The sequence below is a fragment of the Lysinibacillus sp. NPDC094403 genome (assembly GCF_050278745.1).
Taxonomy (GTDB): domain Bacteria; phylum Bacillota; class Bacilli; order Bacillales_A; family Planococcaceae; genus Lysinibacillus.
Genome location: NZ_JBNNTL010000003.1, coordinates 86,428 through 104,579, shown reverse-complemented (window position 1 = coordinate 104,579; position 18,152 = coordinate 86,428). Strand labels below are relative to the sequence as shown.

Below are 18,152 nucleotides of genomic sequence, written 5' to 3'. Positions count from 1 at the left end.
TTTTCTTAGTTTAGTAAGTTATAACCTAATTCATCTACACAAATATAAATCAATCACTCACAGGTCCACTAAAGATTAGCGTTAGGGGGGACAGCATTTAGCTTTTCTTTACCGTCATCACCTTTGAAAAAAAGAGTACATTTTTATCATTAAAGTTTATGTATAGCTAATAATCGAGAATGCATTTTTAATTTCATCGAAAGCTACAACGTCTAAGCTTGGCGGTATGTTCTAAATTAACTTTTGCATTGTTTTTTCTTTATTTGAACAAGCGACAAAAAGAAAACCTCCAATTTTCAATAACGCTTATATTAAAACGTCGCTAGATGCAATTAATCTATTATATTGCTCTGCCATTATTCTAAAATGATGCTTTTCGTGGATGGCAAGTAGCTGGATAGATTGAATAAGGTTAGGATAGTGAGCAAGAGGATCTGGAAAGACAATATGACCGGCAATCCCCTCCTCAATATTTTTCACTAATTCTTGAATAGCGCTCGTTTCATTCACTAGTAATTGTTCTATTTCGTCGCTACTCAGCGTAAAACGTATTTTGGAAGGGGGCACTAATATTCCTGGAGCTCTCATGCCTCTTCCTTTTTTGTTTTTATATTCCTCGTAAACATCATGTATTTCAGTAGCGAATGGTTTGTTTCTTCGCATTTTCGCGTAAGGGGTCAGTAGTAAGGAAAACTTTGTTGCTGTTTTAAGCATTTTTAGGATTAGATAAAGGTGATAGAAATGTTCACCGATCGACCATTTTCCTTCTTTCTCACGATGCCATAGTTGTTCCTGCGAGAGTGAATGAATGTGAGGTATGTAGTGAGTTCGCTGCTCCTGTAATGTATGAAAATGATGTGCCATACTGTTAGATTTCATATTTTTCATCCTCCTTTATGCTGTTATTTCCATTTTAGGGAACTATCTTGTGAAAGTACATAAAACACTATTGGTAATTGTCGATAAAAATGAAAAGTATCGTAGGAGGGGTAAGAATGAATAGTAGACTTTTAACAACTGAAGATGCTGAAGCCTATCGGAATTTAAGATTAGAAGGGCTACAAAATAATCCGGAGGCATTTGGTTCTAGCTTTGAGGAGGAGAAGGATTATCCGATTAAGCAGTTTGCCGACAGATTTGAATTCCAGGGTTCTTATACGTTAGGGGTATTTGATCATGAAGAATTAGTGGGCGTTGCGACGTTAGTGCAGGAAAGTAAGGTTAAGTTAAAGCATAAAGCAAATATTTTTGCTGTTTATGTTTCTACGAAAAAGCGAGGGCTGGGCATTGGTAAGCATTTAATGATTGAAACAATTAACAAAGCGAGGGAGTTAAAGGGAGTTGAACAGCTTACTTTAACGGTTGTGTCAACGAATGCTTCAGCAAAAGGACTGTATTCTTCTTTAGGGTTTGAGGTTTTTGGAACGGAGAAGAGAGCATTAAAAATAGGTCAGCAATATTTTGATGAGGATTATATGGTTTTATTTCTTTAACCTATTTCAGTGGATGTCACGGAATTATCCCGAGTCATAATTGATTAATAAAACTCCAAATAGCTTTTTAGCCTTTGGAGTTTTGTATTTTTATGACGAGCCCCAATGGAATAGTGAAAATAAGGCAATGATTAAAATAATTACAGCAATCATAAAAGTGACGTAGCTACTAGCGTTACCCGTTTTATTTTTAAGTAGCTTCAAACTTAGTACTATATTGATTATCGATAATGGGAATGCTAGCCATAACCCTAAATTACCTAAGCGTTCAATTTGAATGGGTGTTTGATTGTAAAAATAATTATAGGTGATACCAAGAACAAGTAAAATTGCCAGCACAGTATTAGTCGTTGCAATTTTATTGTTGCTAATCATAATTGCCTCCAATCGCTCCTTTTATTGTTGTATAGTATGCTTGGAAAAAATAATGTGATAAAGAATTTCTAACTCATGGTTTTGATTATTTTAGTAAATGTGGGAGGGACCTAACGCTGTTTATTTCAATCGAATAAAATCATTTCCAACCTTGGTGGGCTTACATGTAATTAAATCAAATTCCGTTAGCTTTAATCTGACAATATTCCTTCAATAAATTAGAAGAAAGATTGTCATTAGTTAAACATTTGTATAGAATGATTGAATTTCTTTCGCTTTACCGTAACAAGCCATTAGCTTTTCAATTTCCATATGGATCATCCTCCTTTTTTGTAATTAAGAGATTTTATAATTTCAGATAACTCCATGATGACAGCTTCTAATTTATCTATTTTCCTCTCAAATCGAATGAACAGATAGACTGTTATGGCAATTGGGAACCCAAAATTTCCTATTAAGCTAATCCACATTGGAACATTTTCCGATATCATAATGTAAATCACTCTCCTTCGGTGATACTCGGATTCGAGCCGAGGATCCAGGTGTTGCAGCCCCTTGCCTTACCGCTTGGTTATATCACTAAAATTTAAACTGTAATATGTAAAGAGAGTTCTGAATTAATAAAAACAACCTTCCTGTAAAAAAACGTTATTTTTTGATGACTTTTTTATTCTTGATAAGAACATTTGTTCTGTTTTTGGTTTATAATATAGAGACTACATTCACTTTATATAGAAAGAAGGCGGATATGTAGGAGGGATTATTAAATGGAGAAAGATAATCAGAAGATAGAGGAATTCTTCTATAGAAATAATGAGCAAGTTAGCAATCCAATTATAAAAAGCTTTTTGTCGGATTCAGAAAATCTTCATTTGGTGCAAAAAGCTATCTTATATCCAACTGATATTAATAAGAAACTCGTGGATGAGTCTTTTCAATCTCACTATATAAATGTTAGGAAGACCAAATACGTCAGTAATTTAATTTATTTCTTCAGCTTAGATTTTGATAAAAAAAGAAGAAGGCAGCAAAATCGCACATTATTAATATTAGATAATGGCTTATCAAAATATGGTGGCACGACTGCAATAGAGCAAATAGAAGATGTAAGCAAAGAAAAGGAACTTGATAATATAGTTGGGGAAGGTCTATTAGACAATATAGAGAATGAACAGCTTTTAAAGGCCTTACAAAAACTAACGGTTAGACAGCTCCAAATTTTAGAAATGATCTATGTAAAAGAGCTTTCTATAAAAGAAATAGGTCAAACATTACAAACAAGCCCACAGAATATATCAAACCTTCACAGGAATGCTTTAAATAAACTCAATTATACACTCAGAAAAAAGGGGGAATAACCTATGGAGCATTTAGAAAACCAACATAACGAAGAGATCCTAACAATTATAGAGAATTTCATACCTAAAATTAAACATTGTTTACACAATACAGAATATCAAGAAAGGGAAGACTTGGAACAAGAAATTAAATTGAAAATTATAGAAAAGCTTGCAACAGTAAAGTTTCAGGACGCACCTAGTTTTTGGGATTTTTTCTCGTGAACTGTATGCCTAAATGACTCGAGCTGGAAACCTAATAAAGTTCTTGGCAAACCTGATCAGTCGAGTTAATAGCTGATCATATTCTTAGTAAACCCGAGCGTATCGAGTAGCCACCGGATCACTTTCGCAGTATACCCAGAGCAGGTTGAGGCACTACCAGATCACTTTTGCGGCCAACCTGATTAGATTGAGTAACCACCCGATCACTTCAAATTGCTACCCGATGTCGACACCTCAAAAAAAAACGATGCACATAGCAACGATACTATGTATATCGTATTGTTGATTGATCAGCCTTTTAAGAAATCAGGTTTTGCGAAGCTTGGGTTTGGATTTTTGATTGAAATTTCGACCAGTGATTCCTATTTGGTGTCCGCTACTATCTACTTTATACCTACTAAAAGAAAGAACAGATATACTATTTTTTCTGAATTTACATGGAAATTTAGTAATTTTTTCATATGATAGAAAATAGGACTTTCTTATAATTTTGAATAATTCCCATATTTTTATAGATTTACTAACGATTATTTTAGTACACTAAATCTATGAATTGAAAGGGGCAAGAAGAATGAAAAAGACATTTTTAGCTGGCGCACTTAGTATTGCATGTTTTACAGGAGGTTTTGGGTTACAAGCAAATGCTCAAGAAAATGTAGATGTTGCTAGCTTTATCCATCCAAAACAGGCAGTTGCAGCGACTAAACAAGCGCAATCAATGACTTACCAGGATCTTTATAAAACACTAGTAATCTCTAAATTAGACTATGAAGATAAAGATATGACATTAGTAACGACAAAAAATAATATTACATTAAAGATATCGTTACAAGCACTATTGAAAGTTAATAAAATGAGTGCACAGGAACAAAAAGAATTTAAAGAGCTTTTCGGTGACTCTATTCAAATGAAATTTACTCCATCTGGAAATGCATTTAAGGCAGAAGTTTATGCTCAAGGGAAATGGCAAGCTTTAGATAATGCAAATTTAAATGCTTTTGTAGGAGCAATTCAGGAAGGCAATATTGACTTAAAATCAGGCGGTTACTTCACGGATACTATTGGACATTGGGCTGAGGGCTATATCCAATTATTGTTCCAATTAGACATTATAAATGGAACATCTGCAACAACATTTAATCCAAATGGACAAGTAACACGTGGACAATTAGTTTCTATGATTTTCCGTGCTACTGGATTAGATGTGAATAAAGATTATGAAGGTCCTGCTACATATAAAGATTTAGCTAATTTCCCAGGTGCAAAGGAAGTAGCGATTTTAGAAGAGTATGGCTTAATCGATATTTTTGATGGTGATAATTTTGAGCCGTATAAACCTGCTACACGTGAGGAAATGGCATTTGTAACAGCAAGATACTTAGAATCAATGGATTTTGATGTAAGTAAAGTTAGCAAAAATAACCCATTTACAGACAAAAACCAAATGCGTCAGGAAACTGTTGAATCTATCGGATTATTAAAGCAATTAGGTGTTATTGATGGAGCAAACGGTCAATTTAATCCAAAAGGTAATCTTACACGTGCACAGTTCTCTAAAATCCTAACACTAACATTAATGTTAGTTGGTGCCGATGAGTAATTAAAAAGAAGCAATCCACAATATCTGGTGGATTGCTTTTTTACTCGATAAGGATATGAAATATGTGACTTAATAAATAACCTAATAAAATATATATTAATAAGGTTTTTCGTGATACGGAACGAATATGATGCAAAATAAATTCTGAAATACTGGCGGTTGCGATTAAGCCAATCGATATGCCCATTAGTACTCCTTGTGCTTTATTAGATAACGCCCAATATTGACCGATCTGTATAAAAATACTAAAAAAAATCGAAAATGCTATAAAATAAATAAAGAGTCTCCATAACCTTTCTCCTTGTGATAATAATGCTGTTGAAAGTGCAAAGCCTTCTGGTAGATGATGTAGAATAATGGAAGCTGTTATTGCAATACTTAATGCGGAGCTTCCTAGTAACTGTCCGACAGTAAGGCTCATTGGAATAGTGTGGATAATTATAGCGATAGCGAGTAGTGATACAGAAGGATTTTGTGTATGGGAAGTGTGAAATAAACTATTAAGTATTTCAAACATTAAATAGCCCATCAAAATTCCAAGTAAAAGGCCAAATGATTTGTACATTTGAAAAGAAGAAGGAATGACGTCTACTACAAGTAAGCCAACTAAAAATCCACCGCATAGTAATGATAATCCATGAGTTGTATGCTGGAATAGCTTAGAGAATACCCAAGCTAGGGCTCCTCCGATGCTAGCACTTAAAAAAAGAAATCCACCAAGTATCATCGCACTCAACTGCAAAATTCCTCCACCCTATATATACTTAAAGCCGTTTTAAAAAATATATGCTAAATAGAAACGAATATGATAATCGTAAGTTTTAGAAAAAGATCCATTGTATGCAATCCTAAAGAGTAAAAGGTTATTTTATCGATAAATCTATTTTTAGGGGGGATTATTGAAATCTGTGTGAATGCTTTAGTGCACATGTGAAAGAGGAGACGCTCCCTAGAAAGCATCAATCACAAATTATGGTAGGATTAAATTGACTGAATATTGTTTCGATTCTATACTTTTTAGTAGTAATACGAGATTCATTGATTTAGTGACTACTAATGAAAGTGAGGATGTAAGTATGAAATGGGATGCGAGTTATGATGTGGTAGTAGTAGGTTCTGGGGCAGCGGGGTTAACGGCAGGTCTGACAGCAAAGCTACAGGGTATGAAATCATTAGTCATTGAAAAGACAGAGCATTATGGTGGGGCATCTGCCTTGTCTGGTGGAGCACTATGGATTCCAAATAATCATGTGATTAAGGGTGAGGGTGTTCCTGATACACATAATCTAGCGCGTTTATACTTAGATTCAACCATTGGTGATCGTGTACCAGAGGCCTTGAAGGAAGCTTATATTAAACGGGGGCCCGAAATGTTAAGGTTTTTAAATAATCATACTAGGCATATGCGTTTCCAATATGCTAAAGGTTATTCAGATTATTATCCTGAAAAACCAGGTGGCTTACCTCAAGGGCGATCGATTGAGCCAGTTATTTTTGATATTAAGAAAATGGGGTCATTAGCAGATACGATGCGTCGTTCTACATTGTCTTCTAAAGGCTTTACGATGAATAGCTATGAATTTCATAAGGTAAATATGGTTAGGCGTACGACAAAGGGAAAAACAACTGCCTTAAAATTAGGCATGCGTTTGGTGAAGTCGAAAATTACAGGAAGTCAGCCTGTTGCATTAGGGGAAGCGCTAATTGCTCGATTACGCTTGTCACTTGCAGAAGCGAATGGAGAGCTGTGGATCTCCACTGCATTTAAAGATTTTATCGTTGAAAATAATCGGGTGACTGGTATTATGGTTGAACGAGATGGGCAGGAGATGCGGATCGAGGCGAAGCGAGGGGTAGTCCTTTCTTCAGGTGGTTTTTCTCATAATCAAGCATATCGAGAAAACTATTTACCGGCACCAACAAACGCAAAATGGACTTCTACACCTAAAGGACAAACAGGAGATGTTATCGAGCCTAGTGTGAAAATAGGGGCGACATTAGATTTAATGGATAAAGTATGGGGAGCACCTTCCGTTATTGATCCACAAGGGCATCCTTTCTTCCTAGTTGCAGACCGTGGAGTTCCAAATATGATGGTTGTGGATGGTGCTGGGAAACGTTATTTAAATGAAGCGGCACCTTATCATGAATTTGTAGACAAAATGTATATTCACCACCAAAAAACTAATAATGCTATACCTTCTTGGATATTGATCGATGCAAAGGCAAAAAGTCGCTATATTTTCACAGGGTTGTTCCCAGGACAAGTGTTCCCAAAAAGTTGGTTTGATAAAGGTATAGTGAAAAGTGCACAAACAATTGAGGAGCTTGCAGGGCATATGAATGTTCCCCCAGAAAATTTAGTGGAAACTGTAGAGCGCTTTAATGCCTTTGCTCATAATGGACATGATGAAGATTTCCTTCGAGGAGATAGTGCCTATGATAATTATTATGGAGATCCTACCTTGAAAAATCCGAACCTAGCAGAGTTTAATAATGCTCCATTTTATGCACTTCGTTTATATCCAGGAGATATCGGGACTAAGGGTGGCTTAGTGGTGGATGAGCATGCCCGCGTTGTAAAGGCAGATGGTTCGGCAATTGAAGGGTTGTATGCATCGGGGAATTGCTCAGCTTCTATAATGGGCGAAACATATCCAGGACCAGGTGCAACATTAGGGCCTGGTATGACATTAAGCTATATTGCAACAACGCATATGGCAAATGCAGTTAATAAGGAAAAATCGAACTTGCTAAAGGTATAGAGAGTATTTTCAAATGGTTTTGCGAGATAGGGTTGAAGGTCAACGAAATAATAATGACAAGCTCGTAACATTGATATCTTCAATCACAAGTGAAAAATTTATTAAAAAAATCCCCAGCGTCAATGCAACGACGCTGAGGATTCTTTATGATTAAAAGTGTATACCTGGTTTATCACTTAGCTTGCAGCCTGTTCCATATTTCGCTTTTAAGGCACCTTTAAAATTAGTTTGTTCAAGCTCAGGGTATGCCTGTTTCCAAATTTCAAACACATTGTGACTTGAAGCAGTACCTTCTTTTGTTAATCGAACAATATGGAAACCATATTCATCGTTGCATCGTGCTAATGGGCGATTTTCACGAACTGTAATGATTCGACCGCTCGATGTAACATCATATATGCCTTCATAACCCGAAATGGCACGTCTTTCTTCATCGAAGTCAACTGCTTTTTCTTTCTTAGATTCTTTGACCTCATTTTTTTCTACAGGCTTAACAGCTTCTTTAATTTCTTCTTTCTCTACAGGCTTAGTTACTTCTTTAACTTCATCTTTTTCTACAGATGTAGCCTCTTCTTTATTTTGAGTTGGAAGCTGCTCCACAATAACAAAATCCTTATTTGAAGCTTTGTCGCTCATTGTAGCCATCACGTTCATAATAGAACCTACATAACGCACTGGTTTATCTTTGCCTTCTTCAAATACAAAAATATTATAATCGGTTTTATTCATCTTTTTCATAATGATATTTCCTGTTTTAATAGTAAAACCGATAAATTTGTTCTTTTTAAGTGCTTGTACTGCTTGTTGCTTTGTTAAAATCATTTTTAAAATCTCCTAAAGAATTGTTTTTTCTATTTTACCATAAAATCAGTTTTCCTGTTTTTCTTAAATATTGGATGTTACATTATTACGATGATAATACTTTATGCCATGGGAAGAAAGGTGTTGTATAACTGATAAACAATCAATCTCTTAAATTTCAAAATGGTAAGATTAAAGTATTATTTAATTTTGTAAGTACTAATTGTTTTTCATGGTAAATACTTCATCGTCATAACGTGGGTTGATTTTCGTTCCGACTGAGGAGTAATCGGGTAGAGTGTACAGTTGCTCGGGTCCCCCCGAAAACTGCTCGGGTAGGGTGAAGGACTGCTCGGGTACCCCTGAAAACTAATCGGGTAGAGAGTAGAACTGCACCGGTAACCGGGCAACCGTTCTAACTCATAACTACAAAATAAAAAGGAGGATTTAATTATGGTTCAACATTTATTTAGGATGAATTTAAATTGGTCGGAGGGAAGAAATGGGACGGGGAATATTGTAGCGGACAATCTAAATACGAAAATTTCAATTCCTCGAGAAATGAATGGACCAGGGATTGGGACAAATCCTGATGAAATGCTGCTTGGAGCGGCAGCAACCTGCTATTTAATTACACTGGCTACGCTACTTGAAAATTCGAAGATTGCTTTGTTGGATTTGTCCATGCAAGCTGAAGGTTTTGTTGATGTTACGAATGGTGTTTTTACATATGAGAAAATCGTACATAAGCCAAGGATTGTTGTACAAAATTTATCTGAGCGAGAACAAAAGAGAATTCATCGATTAGCTGAGAAGGCGGAACAAACATGTATGATTAGTAAGGCTTTAAAAGGAAATGTTCAAATTGTATGCGACGTGCAAATTATACAAGGGTAAAAAGGAACATCTCAATTAATGACTGAATATATTAATGTTAGGAGTTATTCAAAAATGATTTTGAAATAACTCTTTTTTCATTTTGTTAGAAAATTGCTTTTTCAAAAGTAGTTCTATAAATGTACCAAATGAATATATAAAGTTAAGTGCTAAAAAAATGCAAAGGATGATGTATTGCACGAGCAGACAGCTCAGACTATTACATTTTATAGTCAGTACGGAAAGAGAATTTTGGATATTGCGGGGGCATTCCTATTACTTTTCATAACCATTCCTTTTATGCTGGTAGTATTCCTCATTTTACTTATTAGCACAGGCCGCCCTGTTTTCTTTAAACAAATCCGTACTGGTCAGGAACATCAGCGCTTTGTTATTTGGAAGCTACGGACAATGACCATACAGGCAGTTCCAGTGAATATGCCTACTATGTGTGCAGACGGAATTCCTGATGATTATTATTTTAAAACTGAACAGGATGCACGAATCACGAAGGTTGGGGCCGTTCTTCGGAAGTTAAGTATTGATGAAATTCCACAGCTCATTAATGTCTTAAAGGGAGATATGAGTATTGTTGGACCACGACCAGAAGTTCCAACCATCACAAATGCTTATAACAATTTACAGGCACGACGTTTAGAAGTAAAGCCGGGATTAACAGGACTTGCTCAAATTAACGGTCGCTCTAATATTTCTCACGGGCAAAAAATTTCATATGACCTAGAATACGTCGATAATTATTCCTTTTGGATAGATCTTAAAATTATCATCAAAACACTTTACGTAGTGTTAGTGAGAACAGGTGCTTATTAAAAATTAAAGAGTGTTAGGTCTGAAAATCGTTCAGCTTATTACACGTTTGGATAAGATTGGAGGAGCGCAAAAACATGTGAAGGCACTCGCCGTAAAATTAAAGCAAGATGCTCATGAGTTAACCATTGTAACAGGCCGTGTTTTCAAGAAAAAAATTGATGTTATCAGTATCTCGGCCTTGCAGCGAGCAACCTAAAAGGGATTTACAAACCTTTTGACAATTAAGAGCCGTTTTTAACTTCTTTCAGCAAATGTCTTTTGTAGCGAAAGTGCAACGGTAGTTACAGAAGTCTCTCACCTCTATAGGTGGTGAGATGAATGCGGTTTTAAGTTGCTTTTCAGAGGGTGTCCAAACACCCGCTGAAATAGAGGAGCTCAGTCTAAGAGCGGCAACGACTGAGTGACCAACATCTGCTGCTGACGCTTCGTTAGCACTGCGCTTTCGCGCAAAAAACATCTGCTGCTGTCGCTGCGCTTTCGCACAAAAAACATCTTGCTGCTGCCGCTTCGCTTTCGCGCAAAAAACATCTGCTGCTGTCGCTGCGCTTTCGCACAAAAAACATCTGCTGCTGTCGCTGCGCTTTCGCACAAAAAACATCTTGCTGCTGCCGCTTCGCTTTCGCGCAAAAAACATCTGCTGCTGAAGCTAGTAGCACATATCAAAGAGAATGAAGAGCATCCATTAATTATGATGGTTGCTCGTTTTGAAGTGTCAAAAAGACAGGATTTATTGCTAGAGGCTTTAGCGGAGCTTTCTGATACACCTTGGCGCCTTCAATTGATAGGTGATGGTTCACTTCGTCCTAGTTTAGAAAAACTCATTACCGATAAAGGCTTAACGGATCGTGTCTCATTTTTGGGCAATCAATTAGATGTCACATCTTCACTTGAGGAAAGTCAATTACTTGTTTTGCTATTAGATTGGGAAGGCTTACCGATCCCAATTATTGAAGCAATGCGAGCAGGGCTTCCGATTATCGCCACGAATGTAAGTGACATCAATGAGTTAGTTTCTGATTTTTTAATTAACCGAAATGATAAAGACGAACTAATGAAAAAGCTTAAATAATTGTTAATGGAACGTCGCTTTTTAAGGAACATTTCGTTTCTACCAATGTATCAGAAAACTCTATTTGTCTACGAACAGGCTGTATCAAAGTCGGCAAAGAAAGGTGATTAATTTGCAATTAATTCGCATTCGAACAGATGATGAGCTTATGTGGTACAAGGATATTTGGGATGGAATTTTAGCAGCAGAGGTCAATGATAATCCTTTTATAGAATTTGCTTGGTTTTATAACTGGTGGCAAGTTGTTGGGCGAAGAGAGAGTGTGGAGCTCTATGCTGTTGAAGAAAATGGTATTATCATCGCCTTTTTCCCTTTCTTAGTCCGACTTCGATGGGGAGTACGAATTTATGCCTTTACGGGAGAAAATATTGCGAATTATTCAGGTGTTGTAGCAAAAAAAGAAAGGTTGCTGCCCGCTACAACCTTTGTTTTTGATCAGCTCATCGAAAAGCATAAACATCTACTATTTTCGTTTCATGGATTATTGGAAAGCAAAGACTCTACAAAGGTCATTGAGCAATATTTTGTTGAAAGGCAGTTACGCCCGAGTATTTTTCGTGTAGTGACACCGTATCTTGCCTTTCACGATATAGATTACTATAGCTATTTCAATCAGCGAAGAAAAATGCATGATGTGGATAGAAGAGAACGAAAGCTACGAAAATTAGGCTCATTAACGAGGAAAACCCCTTCGCAGGACGAGCTTTGGCAAATGTTTAGATTATTTGATCGACGATGGGCTAAAAAAATAGATACAAGTGATTTTACGAAAGGTAAGAAAAAGGATTTTTTCGAACGGTTAACGCTTCTTAAAGAGGAGGCATTGCAAGTTGAGATAGACGCACTTGTTTTTGAAGACCAATGGATTGCCTTCACCTACGGAATTTGCTGCCGTGGACGTTATGTAACTTATGCACTTGCACATGAGCCGACATTTAATATATTTGGGCCTGGCAGATTAGTGAATCAGGAAACTATTAAGCGAACCCATTCTGAAAACTATCGCTTGTTCGATATGAGTATTGGCTACGAGCCAGATAAGTTCGATTGGCGCTCTAATATTGATTTTACAAGACGTATGCTCGTAAGCAGTGGCACAAAACGAGCAAAGCTATTGGCGAGTTGTTATACGTTGAAAGAACGACTCAAGGAATTATTAAAAGGCAATCATCGTGTCGTGGAATGGAAACGCAATACTCTAGGTCAATTACGTTACTTAGTAAAGTATGGAAAAGTAAAAGATTGGCTAGAATATGGACAACTATTCGTAGAAAAATTTATTCGTTTTAAGCAAGTGGATTTGTATGAATTATCCCCATCAGATAATGTTACACCGCAACGACCTGTAGGAGATTTGTTTGAAGAGTTGTCGATACAGGAAGCGATGCAACTCGATGAGGAAGATATTATTTCTCTACTTTATAAGGGATACACCATTTATAAAGATTCCTTTGCTGAAACGAATAAGGTTGCGTTTGCATTACATGCTGTGAATTGGCGTGTAGATGAATTGCAAATTGTTGAAGTATTGCCAAAGCAGACATATTTTTTAACCTATGATGTTTATAAAAATATCGATATTATTACAGCCTTTTTCCAAAAAATGAAACCTGCACAAACACTTTGGGTTACTGCAAGCTTTTGGCAATGGCGAAAGCGTAAACGATTATTGCAGCTAGGCTATAAACGTATTTCTCGAATGAAACATTTTAAATGTGCTCGTTATGAGCGAAATCATGTAGAAAAATACACAGAGAGTGGGGGCGATGTTCATTCTGTCCATTAAAAGTAAGCGATGGAATATCGCAATGCAGCATTTTTATTTTGTAGAAAAACCAGCCAATGTTAGAAAATCAATGAAGGTTGTTGGATATACACATTCACTTGTACCGAGCCGTAAGCTTATGAAAAGTGAAACGGTTCATATTCACCTTACAGATAGTGAGTTATCATTGTATCTTGCTCTTTCAGAAAGTAATAGAAAAATACTTCGTCGTGCGCAAAAAGAGTCCTATCAAGTTTTTATTTATAAAGAACCATCAGATGAAAATTTACGAGCCTTCCAACAGTTTTATAATAATTTTGCAAAAAGGAAAAAACTCGAGCAAATTAGTAAGTCTCAAATGGAAGCTATTACGCTCTTAAAAAATAAAGGAGCGCTATGGTTGTCTGAGATTCGAAGTATTTGTGGACAAACACTATGCTATAGACTCGATATTGTATACGCAAAAAAAGCGATGTCCTATTATGTAGCGACTTGTCATTCACAATTGATGCCAGATCATTTAAGAAGACCAGTTCGTTATGCAAATCGTTTCTTACTATGGCACAATTTATTGCATTTAAAGGAGCAAGGCTTTGTTTTATATGATATGGGGAAGCTGACAAATGACCAAAATGTTCGGTCGTTTAAGTTAGGTTTCGGTGGACAAGTCGTCGATGTATATTCCGGCTACATTACCCAATCAAAAATACGTGCACTGTTACTGGGCGTGCAAAAATGGAGGAAGTAGTAATTGAAGTAAATCGTGGAGGTCTGGTCATATCATTAGATTTTGAGCTAAATTGGGGTGTCCACGATGTATTTAAGTACGGACAATACAATAAAAATTTATATGGCGTACGCGAGGCATTGCCTAAAATACTAGCGTTGTTTGAACAGTATGGCATTCATGCGACTTGGGCAACAGTTGGTTTATTGTTTGCAGAAACAAAAGAAGAGATGTCTCATTACTTACGAGGTATCCCAGTAAAATATAAAAACATGCGCTATGCTGCACATACACAACTTGCAAAAGTAGGAGGAAATGAGCAGGAGGACCTCTTACATTTCGGCAAATCCTTAATTGAAAAGATTAAACGTACGCCACATCAAGAAATAGGAAGTCATACATTTTCACATTATTACTGTTTAGAAAATGGACAAACTGAAGCAAATTTTCGTGCAGATCTACACGCTAATGCAATGATTTGTGAAGAAAATATCGCACCGATGAAATCGATTGTATTTCCACTTAATCAAGTGAATGAAGCATATTTCCCAGCATGTCAGGAAGTGGGATATGTATGCTATCGAGGTAATGAAAAACATCCGTTGTACGATCCTCAAAAATTTACGGAAAAAGGTCGACTATTAGGTGCAAAAAAATGGCTGGATAGCTATGTGAATATAACAGGAAATCATCTAGTAACGCTAGAAGAGATGCAAAAGGATTCCTTTATTAACATTCGTTCAAGTGCATTTTTAAGGCCCTATTGTAGCCCATTACGATTTTTTGAAGGCTTAAAGATCAAACGTATTAAAGAGGGAATGCATGCAGCTGCAATGTCTAAAGCTTTTTATCATTTATGGTGGCACCCTCATAATTTTGGTAAGAACAATGAAAAAAATTTAGCTATGCTTGAGGAACTTTTACAATATTATCAGGAATTGCGTGATCAGTATAACTTTCAAAGCTATACGATGCATGAGGTCGCAGAGCTTTGCCAGAGTTTATCCCGCAAAAGCCCGATTGGTGAAGATTAATAATCAGTGGGGTGAAGAAGCCCCAAAAAGTAGCAAACTAGAAAATTACCTAGTTCGCTACTTTTTTATTGGGGTAAATGGAGAATGGTTTTGCTTGTAATAAAGTTTAATCAAAATAGATTCTTCTTTTACATATTGAGGTTTCGAGTTCGGATACAATTAAGCTGAGGCATAAGATCTCAAGGCAGATAAAAGAGTCGTTATTTCGCTCGTTATTTTCCGCTCCGTTTAGAACGCATACCTTTTAATAAAGTGATATTTTCCGAATTGAGAAATTGCTCATACACTTCACTATTAACATCATATATTGCAAGTTTTCCTTCATCATCGTAGTGTATTCCCCACCCATATTTCTTTACCAATGGAGAAGCTCTAAAACACGCTTTAGGTTTTTGGAGAAAATGTTTTCTTACTTCATCTAATGGATCTAATTTAATTTGGTTTTTAATCAAATAAGTTTGAAATTGTACTTCTTCCTGAGTATATTTGTAAGGGTTATTACTGATTAAGTCATATTCGATCGAAGCTATAGTAGGTTTGTTATTTCTTGGGAGAGGTGTAATAGCGGAATTAACTTCCGAATCCTCTGAAATTATAATAAAAGTATTTTTATAACTCATTAAATTAATCCTTCCTGTAACCATTTACTTTCGTTAGCTTAATAAAAATTCGATGAAATGTACTTATCACCCATTGTTTTTAGGGTGTTGATTCACTCCATGCCACGTTTGCCCTCTTATATCGTAAAATTCCCAAACAAACTGAATTTGTTCATTTTGAACCTCCATAATTTTTGTGACATGTTAATTATTTCTACAATCGACATCTTTTATCCTGTTATTTCCATAAAAACTAATATAGCCGAGGTAAAACGGTGCAATTTTGTTATGAACGTATAACTTTCCGGTACATCTTTCTCTCAAATCCACATATGGAGAATTTTTCAGAAATTTAGAGGGGAAATACCAAACTTTGACGAAATTGTATGTACTAATGGTACTATTAATGTTGAAGATATTTCTCTAGGTATTTTTGAGGGGACGATAAATTAACACAAGGCAATTGACTTCAATTTGGCTCATCGGACGCCCCCAGGAAAACGTCCAGTCAGAATAGGAATCAATACTATGGTAGGGTAGTTGTAGAAAAAATAACATGAAGGTGGTAGGTTAACATGTTTATTCAACCAGAATGGCAGTATAAGCAAGAAAATGGTTCGGCTATGCATCAATGGATTAAGCAAAAAGAAAATCCCGTTCCGAGTGATGTAGATATTATTTTGTACGGTGCTTTATTATCGTATGCTAGTAAACCCTCCCAAAAAGCATTGTATCCAACGGCATTTCGAAAGGCTTGGCCAGGCTTTCAATCCTATAATTTAGATGAGCAAGTAGATTTACGCACGTTGGCAGTCGTTGATGTAGGCGATGTGGCCATCCACGAAACCGATAGAATGCTTTCAGAGTCAGCTATAGAAGCTGCGGCAGAAAACTTAAGCACTGCATATTCTAAAAGTTTCACGTGTCTAATAGGTGGAGATCATGCGATTACAGCTTGCTCTCTAAGAGGGATAAAGAATGCTTTTCCAAAGGATCGAATAGGGATTATTCAAATTGATACGCATTTGGATGCCCGCAATCAGGAGGAAATTGGTTTAGCCATGGATTCTCCAATACAGAAGCTCATTGCAGCAGGCGTTGTAGAGGGGAAACATGTTTATAATGTCGGGTTACACGGCTTTTTTAATTCACCAGAAATGATTCACTACGCGAAAGAACAAGGAATACATATGATTACGTTAAAACAAATGCGTCGTGATGGCATACAATTAACAATTCGCGAAATGCTTCGTCAGCTGATGTATGAGGTGGATCGTATTTATGTATCTGTAGATTTGGATGCACTTGATATCACATTCGCCCCAGATGTACCTGCTGCAACGCCAGGTGGATTAACGGCCTTTGAATTATTTGATATCCTAAAGCTCATTGGAGAAAATGAAGGGGTCCGTCATATTGACTTTGTCTACGCTGATCCAAAGGAGGCTGACCTACGCCCGGAAACAGTAAAGATGGGTGTAACAGCATTTTTGCAATGGTTAACAGGTATTCGACTGGATGCCCGCAATCGTATTTCAAAGAAAGGTAACACCATGATTAGATAGTTATTAAATGAGACGGAATAATGGCTTGTAGATATTTACAATGAAGTTTGATGATAGTTTGCTATAATAGAACAATGCTTAATATATTATAAATGAATACATCATTGTATTGTTATAGAGAGGATTATTTATCATGACAACAAAACCAAAATTATTAATTATTGATGGCATGGCGCTATTATTCCGTTCATTTTTTGCTTCGGCTGCGATGGGGCATTATATTCGCCTTGCGGATGGTACACCTTCTAATGGTGCCCAAGGATTTGTGCGTCATGTATTAACGGCACAATCTATTATGAAGCCGACCCATCTTGCTGTTTGTTGGGATATGGGTGCACATACATTCCGCAACGAATTATTTGATGGCTATAAAGCTAATCGTCCATCACCACCTGAGGAAATGCTACCACAATTTGATATGGCGAAAAATTTATCTCAACAAATCGGCTGGCAAAATTTCGGTGTTAAAGGGATGGAGGCAGATGATTTAATTGGCTCAATGATTACAAAATTTCAGGATGAGGCTGACATTACGGTAATTAGTGGAGACAAGGATTTACTGCAGCTTTTAAGACCATCAGCGGAAATTGCTTTTACGAAAAAAGGCTACACAGAGTATGACGTTTATACGCATACACGCTTCCAAGAGGAATACGGCATCGAACCTATGCAATTTGCACAGGTTAAGGCTTTTATGGGGGATACGAGTGACGGTTATCCAGGCGTAAAGGGGATTGGACCAAAGCAGGCACTTACGTTAATTCAAACATATGGTTCTATCGAAAATGTTCTTACATCAATAGATGAATTAAAGCCAGGTCAACGTACGAAAATTAAAGAGAATGTAGACATGCTAAAATTGTCACACGAGCTTGCAACAATTCAAACGAACGTACCAATCGAGGCAGAATTAGCAAGCTTAGTATTACCTAATTACGAACCTCAAACATTCAAAGAAATAGAAGAGCGTGGCTACACATTAATCGCTAAGCAGGCACGCTCACTATATTCATTTATTTAAAAACAAACATCATGATCATCAACGCAGAGTATAGAAATATGCTCTGCTTTTTTATATAAATTTTTGTAA

At 36.5% G+C, this 18,152-nt stretch carries 20 protein-coding genes and 1 tRNA gene; 13 read left to right on the top strand and 8 right to left on the bottom strand.

The features are described from left to right. Positions 1-306 precede the first annotated feature (306 nt). On the bottom strand, positions 307-879 hold the full coding sequence (locus ACQKMV_RS07585; protein WP_427503205.1) for a DinB family protein: 573 nt from the start codon (positions 877-879) through the stop codon (positions 307-309). A 116-nt stretch (positions 880-995) separates the two neighbouring features. Between ACQKMV_RS07585 and ACQKMV_RS07580 the strand changes: the two genes are divergently transcribed. Beyond that, positions 996-1,493, top strand: a complete 498-nt coding sequence (locus ACQKMV_RS07580) for an N-acetyltransferase family protein (RefSeq protein WP_427503204.1) — start codon at positions 996-998, stop codon at positions 1,491-1,493. Between the two features lie 90 nt (positions 1,494-1,583). Here ACQKMV_RS07580 and ACQKMV_RS07575 read toward each other — a convergent pair whose 3' ends face one another. The 3 genes from ACQKMV_RS07575 to ACQKMV_RS07565 all read right to left on the bottom strand — a co-directional run bounded on the left by ACQKMV_RS07575 (position 1,584) and on the right by ACQKMV_RS07565 (position 2,448). Continuing rightward, positions 1,584-1,868, bottom strand: coding sequence for a hypothetical protein (locus tag ACQKMV_RS07575; RefSeq protein ID WP_427503202.1), 285 nt, complete (start codon positions 1,866-1,868; stop codon positions 1,584-1,586). A gap of 317 nt (positions 1,869-2,185) precedes the next feature. Further along, positions 2,186-2,359: a YvrJ family protein gene (locus ACQKMV_RS07570; RefSeq protein WP_427426731.1), complete on the bottom strand. Its 174-nt coding sequence runs from the start codon at positions 2,357-2,359 to the stop codon at positions 2,186-2,188. Between the two features lie 19 nt (positions 2,360-2,378). Further along, positions 2,379-2,448 (bottom strand) — tRNA-Cys (locus tag ACQKMV_RS07565). A 187-nt stretch (positions 2,449-2,635) separates the two neighbouring features. Between ACQKMV_RS07565 and ACQKMV_RS07560 the strand changes: the two genes are divergently transcribed. From ACQKMV_RS07560 to ACQKMV_RS07550, 3 genes are all read left to right on the top strand, one after another. Continuing rightward, on the top strand, positions 2,636-3,226 hold the full coding sequence (locus ACQKMV_RS07560; RefSeq protein WP_427503201.1) for a sigma-70 family RNA polymerase sigma factor: 591 nt from the start codon (positions 2,636-2,638) through the stop codon (positions 3,224-3,226). A gap of 3 nt (positions 3,227-3,229) precedes the next feature. Continuing rightward, positions 3,230-3,430 (top strand): hypothetical protein, encoded by a 201-nt coding sequence (locus ACQKMV_RS07555; RefSeq protein WP_427503200.1) that lies wholly within the window; start codon positions 3,230-3,232, stop codon positions 3,428-3,430. 571 nt (positions 3,431-4,001) lie between these two features. Beyond that, positions 4,002-5,030, top strand: coding sequence for an S-layer homology domain-containing protein (locus tag ACQKMV_RS07550; protein WP_427503199.1), 1,029 nt, complete (start codon positions 4,002-4,004; stop codon positions 5,028-5,030). 40 nt (positions 5,031-5,070) lie between these two features. Here ACQKMV_RS07550 and ACQKMV_RS07545 read toward each other — a convergent pair whose 3' ends face one another. Next, a complete protein-coding gene (locus ACQKMV_RS07545; protein WP_427503385.1) occupies positions 5,071-5,757 on the bottom strand; it encodes a ZIP family metal transporter in 687 nt (228 codons plus the stop codon). Between the two features lie 259 nt (positions 5,758-6,016). Between ACQKMV_RS07545 and ACQKMV_RS07540 the strand changes: the two genes are divergently transcribed. Further along, positions 6,017-7,795 (top strand): FAD-binding protein, encoded by a 1,779-nt coding sequence (locus ACQKMV_RS07540; protein WP_427503198.1) that lies wholly within the window; start codon positions 6,017-6,019, stop codon positions 7,793-7,795. Positions 7,796-7,945: 150 nt separating this feature from the next. Here the strand turns inward: ACQKMV_RS07540 and ACQKMV_RS07535 are convergent, their stop codons facing one another. Next, the gene (locus tag ACQKMV_RS07535; RefSeq protein WP_427503197.1) at positions 7,946-8,617 is read right to left on the bottom strand and encodes an NUMOD4 domain-containing protein; all 672 of its coding nucleotides are present in this window, start codon (positions 8,615-8,617) and stop codon (positions 7,946-7,948) included. Between the two features lie 432 nt (positions 8,618-9,049). On the opposite strand from ACQKMV_RS07535, the gene ACQKMV_RS07530 reads away from it, so the two are divergent. Together ACQKMV_RS07530 and ACQKMV_RS07525 are read left to right on the top strand one after the other, a co-directional pair. Continuing rightward, positions 9,050-9,493 (top strand): SACOL1771 family peroxiredoxin, encoded by a 444-nt coding sequence (locus ACQKMV_RS07530; protein ID WP_427503195.1) that lies wholly within the window; start codon positions 9,050-9,052, stop codon positions 9,491-9,493. Between the two features lie 174 nt (positions 9,494-9,667). Then, positions 9,668-10,303: a sugar transferase gene (locus ACQKMV_RS07525; protein ID WP_427503193.1), complete on the top strand. Its 636-nt coding sequence runs from the start codon at positions 9,668-9,670 to the stop codon at positions 10,301-10,303. Between the two features lie 244 nt (positions 10,304-10,547). On the opposite strand, the gene ACQKMV_RS07520 is transcribed toward ACQKMV_RS07525, so the two are convergent. After that, positions 10,548-10,859, bottom strand: coding sequence for a hypothetical protein (locus ACQKMV_RS07520; RefSeq protein WP_427503389.1), 312 nt, complete (start codon positions 10,857-10,859; stop codon positions 10,548-10,550). Here ACQKMV_RS07520 and ACQKMV_RS07515 point away from each other — a divergent pair. The 4 genes from ACQKMV_RS07515 to ACQKMV_RS07500 all read left to right on the top strand — a co-directional run bounded on the left by ACQKMV_RS07515 (position 10,797) and on the right by ACQKMV_RS07500 (position 14,898). Next, positions 10,797-11,372: a glycosyltransferase gene (locus ACQKMV_RS07515; RefSeq protein WP_427503192.1), complete on the top strand. Its 576-nt coding sequence runs from the start codon at positions 10,797-10,799 to the stop codon at positions 11,370-11,372. The two genes, ACQKMV_RS07520 and ACQKMV_RS07515, sit on opposite strands and share 63 nt — an antisense overlap. Positions 11,373-11,484: 112 nt before the next feature. Next, positions 11,485-13,158 (top strand): GNAT family N-acetyltransferase, encoded by a 1,674-nt coding sequence (locus ACQKMV_RS07510; RefSeq protein WP_427503191.1) that lies wholly within the window; start codon positions 11,485-11,487, stop codon positions 13,156-13,158. Beyond that, positions 13,139-13,885 carry a hypothetical protein gene (locus tag ACQKMV_RS07505; protein WP_427503190.1) on the top strand — a complete coding sequence of 249 codons (747 nt, stop codon included), beginning with the start codon at positions 13,139-13,141 and terminating at the stop codon, positions 13,883-13,885. The genes ACQKMV_RS07510 and ACQKMV_RS07505 overlap by 20 nt, the downstream gene beginning before the upstream one ends. Further along, positions 13,873-14,898, top strand: a complete 1,026-nt coding sequence (locus ACQKMV_RS07500) for a polysaccharide deacetylase family protein (protein ID WP_427503189.1) — start codon at positions 13,873-13,875, stop codon at positions 14,896-14,898. Before ACQKMV_RS07505 ends, ACQKMV_RS07500 begins: the two co-directional genes overlap by 13 nt. Before the next feature lie 212 nt (positions 14,899-15,110). Here the strand turns inward: ACQKMV_RS07500 and ACQKMV_RS07495 are convergent, their stop codons facing one another. Further along, complete coding sequence (locus tag ACQKMV_RS07495) at positions 15,111-15,518, bottom strand: DUF6157 family protein (protein ID WP_427503188.1); 408 nt, start codon at positions 15,516-15,518, stop codon at positions 15,111-15,113. Positions 15,519-16,072: 554 nt separating this feature from the next. Here ACQKMV_RS07495 and ACQKMV_RS07490 point away from each other — a divergent pair. Both ACQKMV_RS07490 and ACQKMV_RS07485 read left to right on the top strand, forming a co-directional pair. After that, positions 16,073-17,062, top strand: coding sequence for an agmatinase family protein (locus tag ACQKMV_RS07490; protein ID WP_427503187.1), 990 nt, complete (start codon positions 16,073-16,075; stop codon positions 17,060-17,062). A 133-nt stretch (positions 17,063-17,195) separates the two neighbouring features. Further along, entirely contained in the window at positions 17,196-18,083 is an 888-nt protein-coding gene (locus ACQKMV_RS07485; RefSeq protein ID WP_427503185.1) for a 5'-3' exonuclease, read from the top strand. Positions 18,084-18,152: the final 69 nt, after the last annotated feature.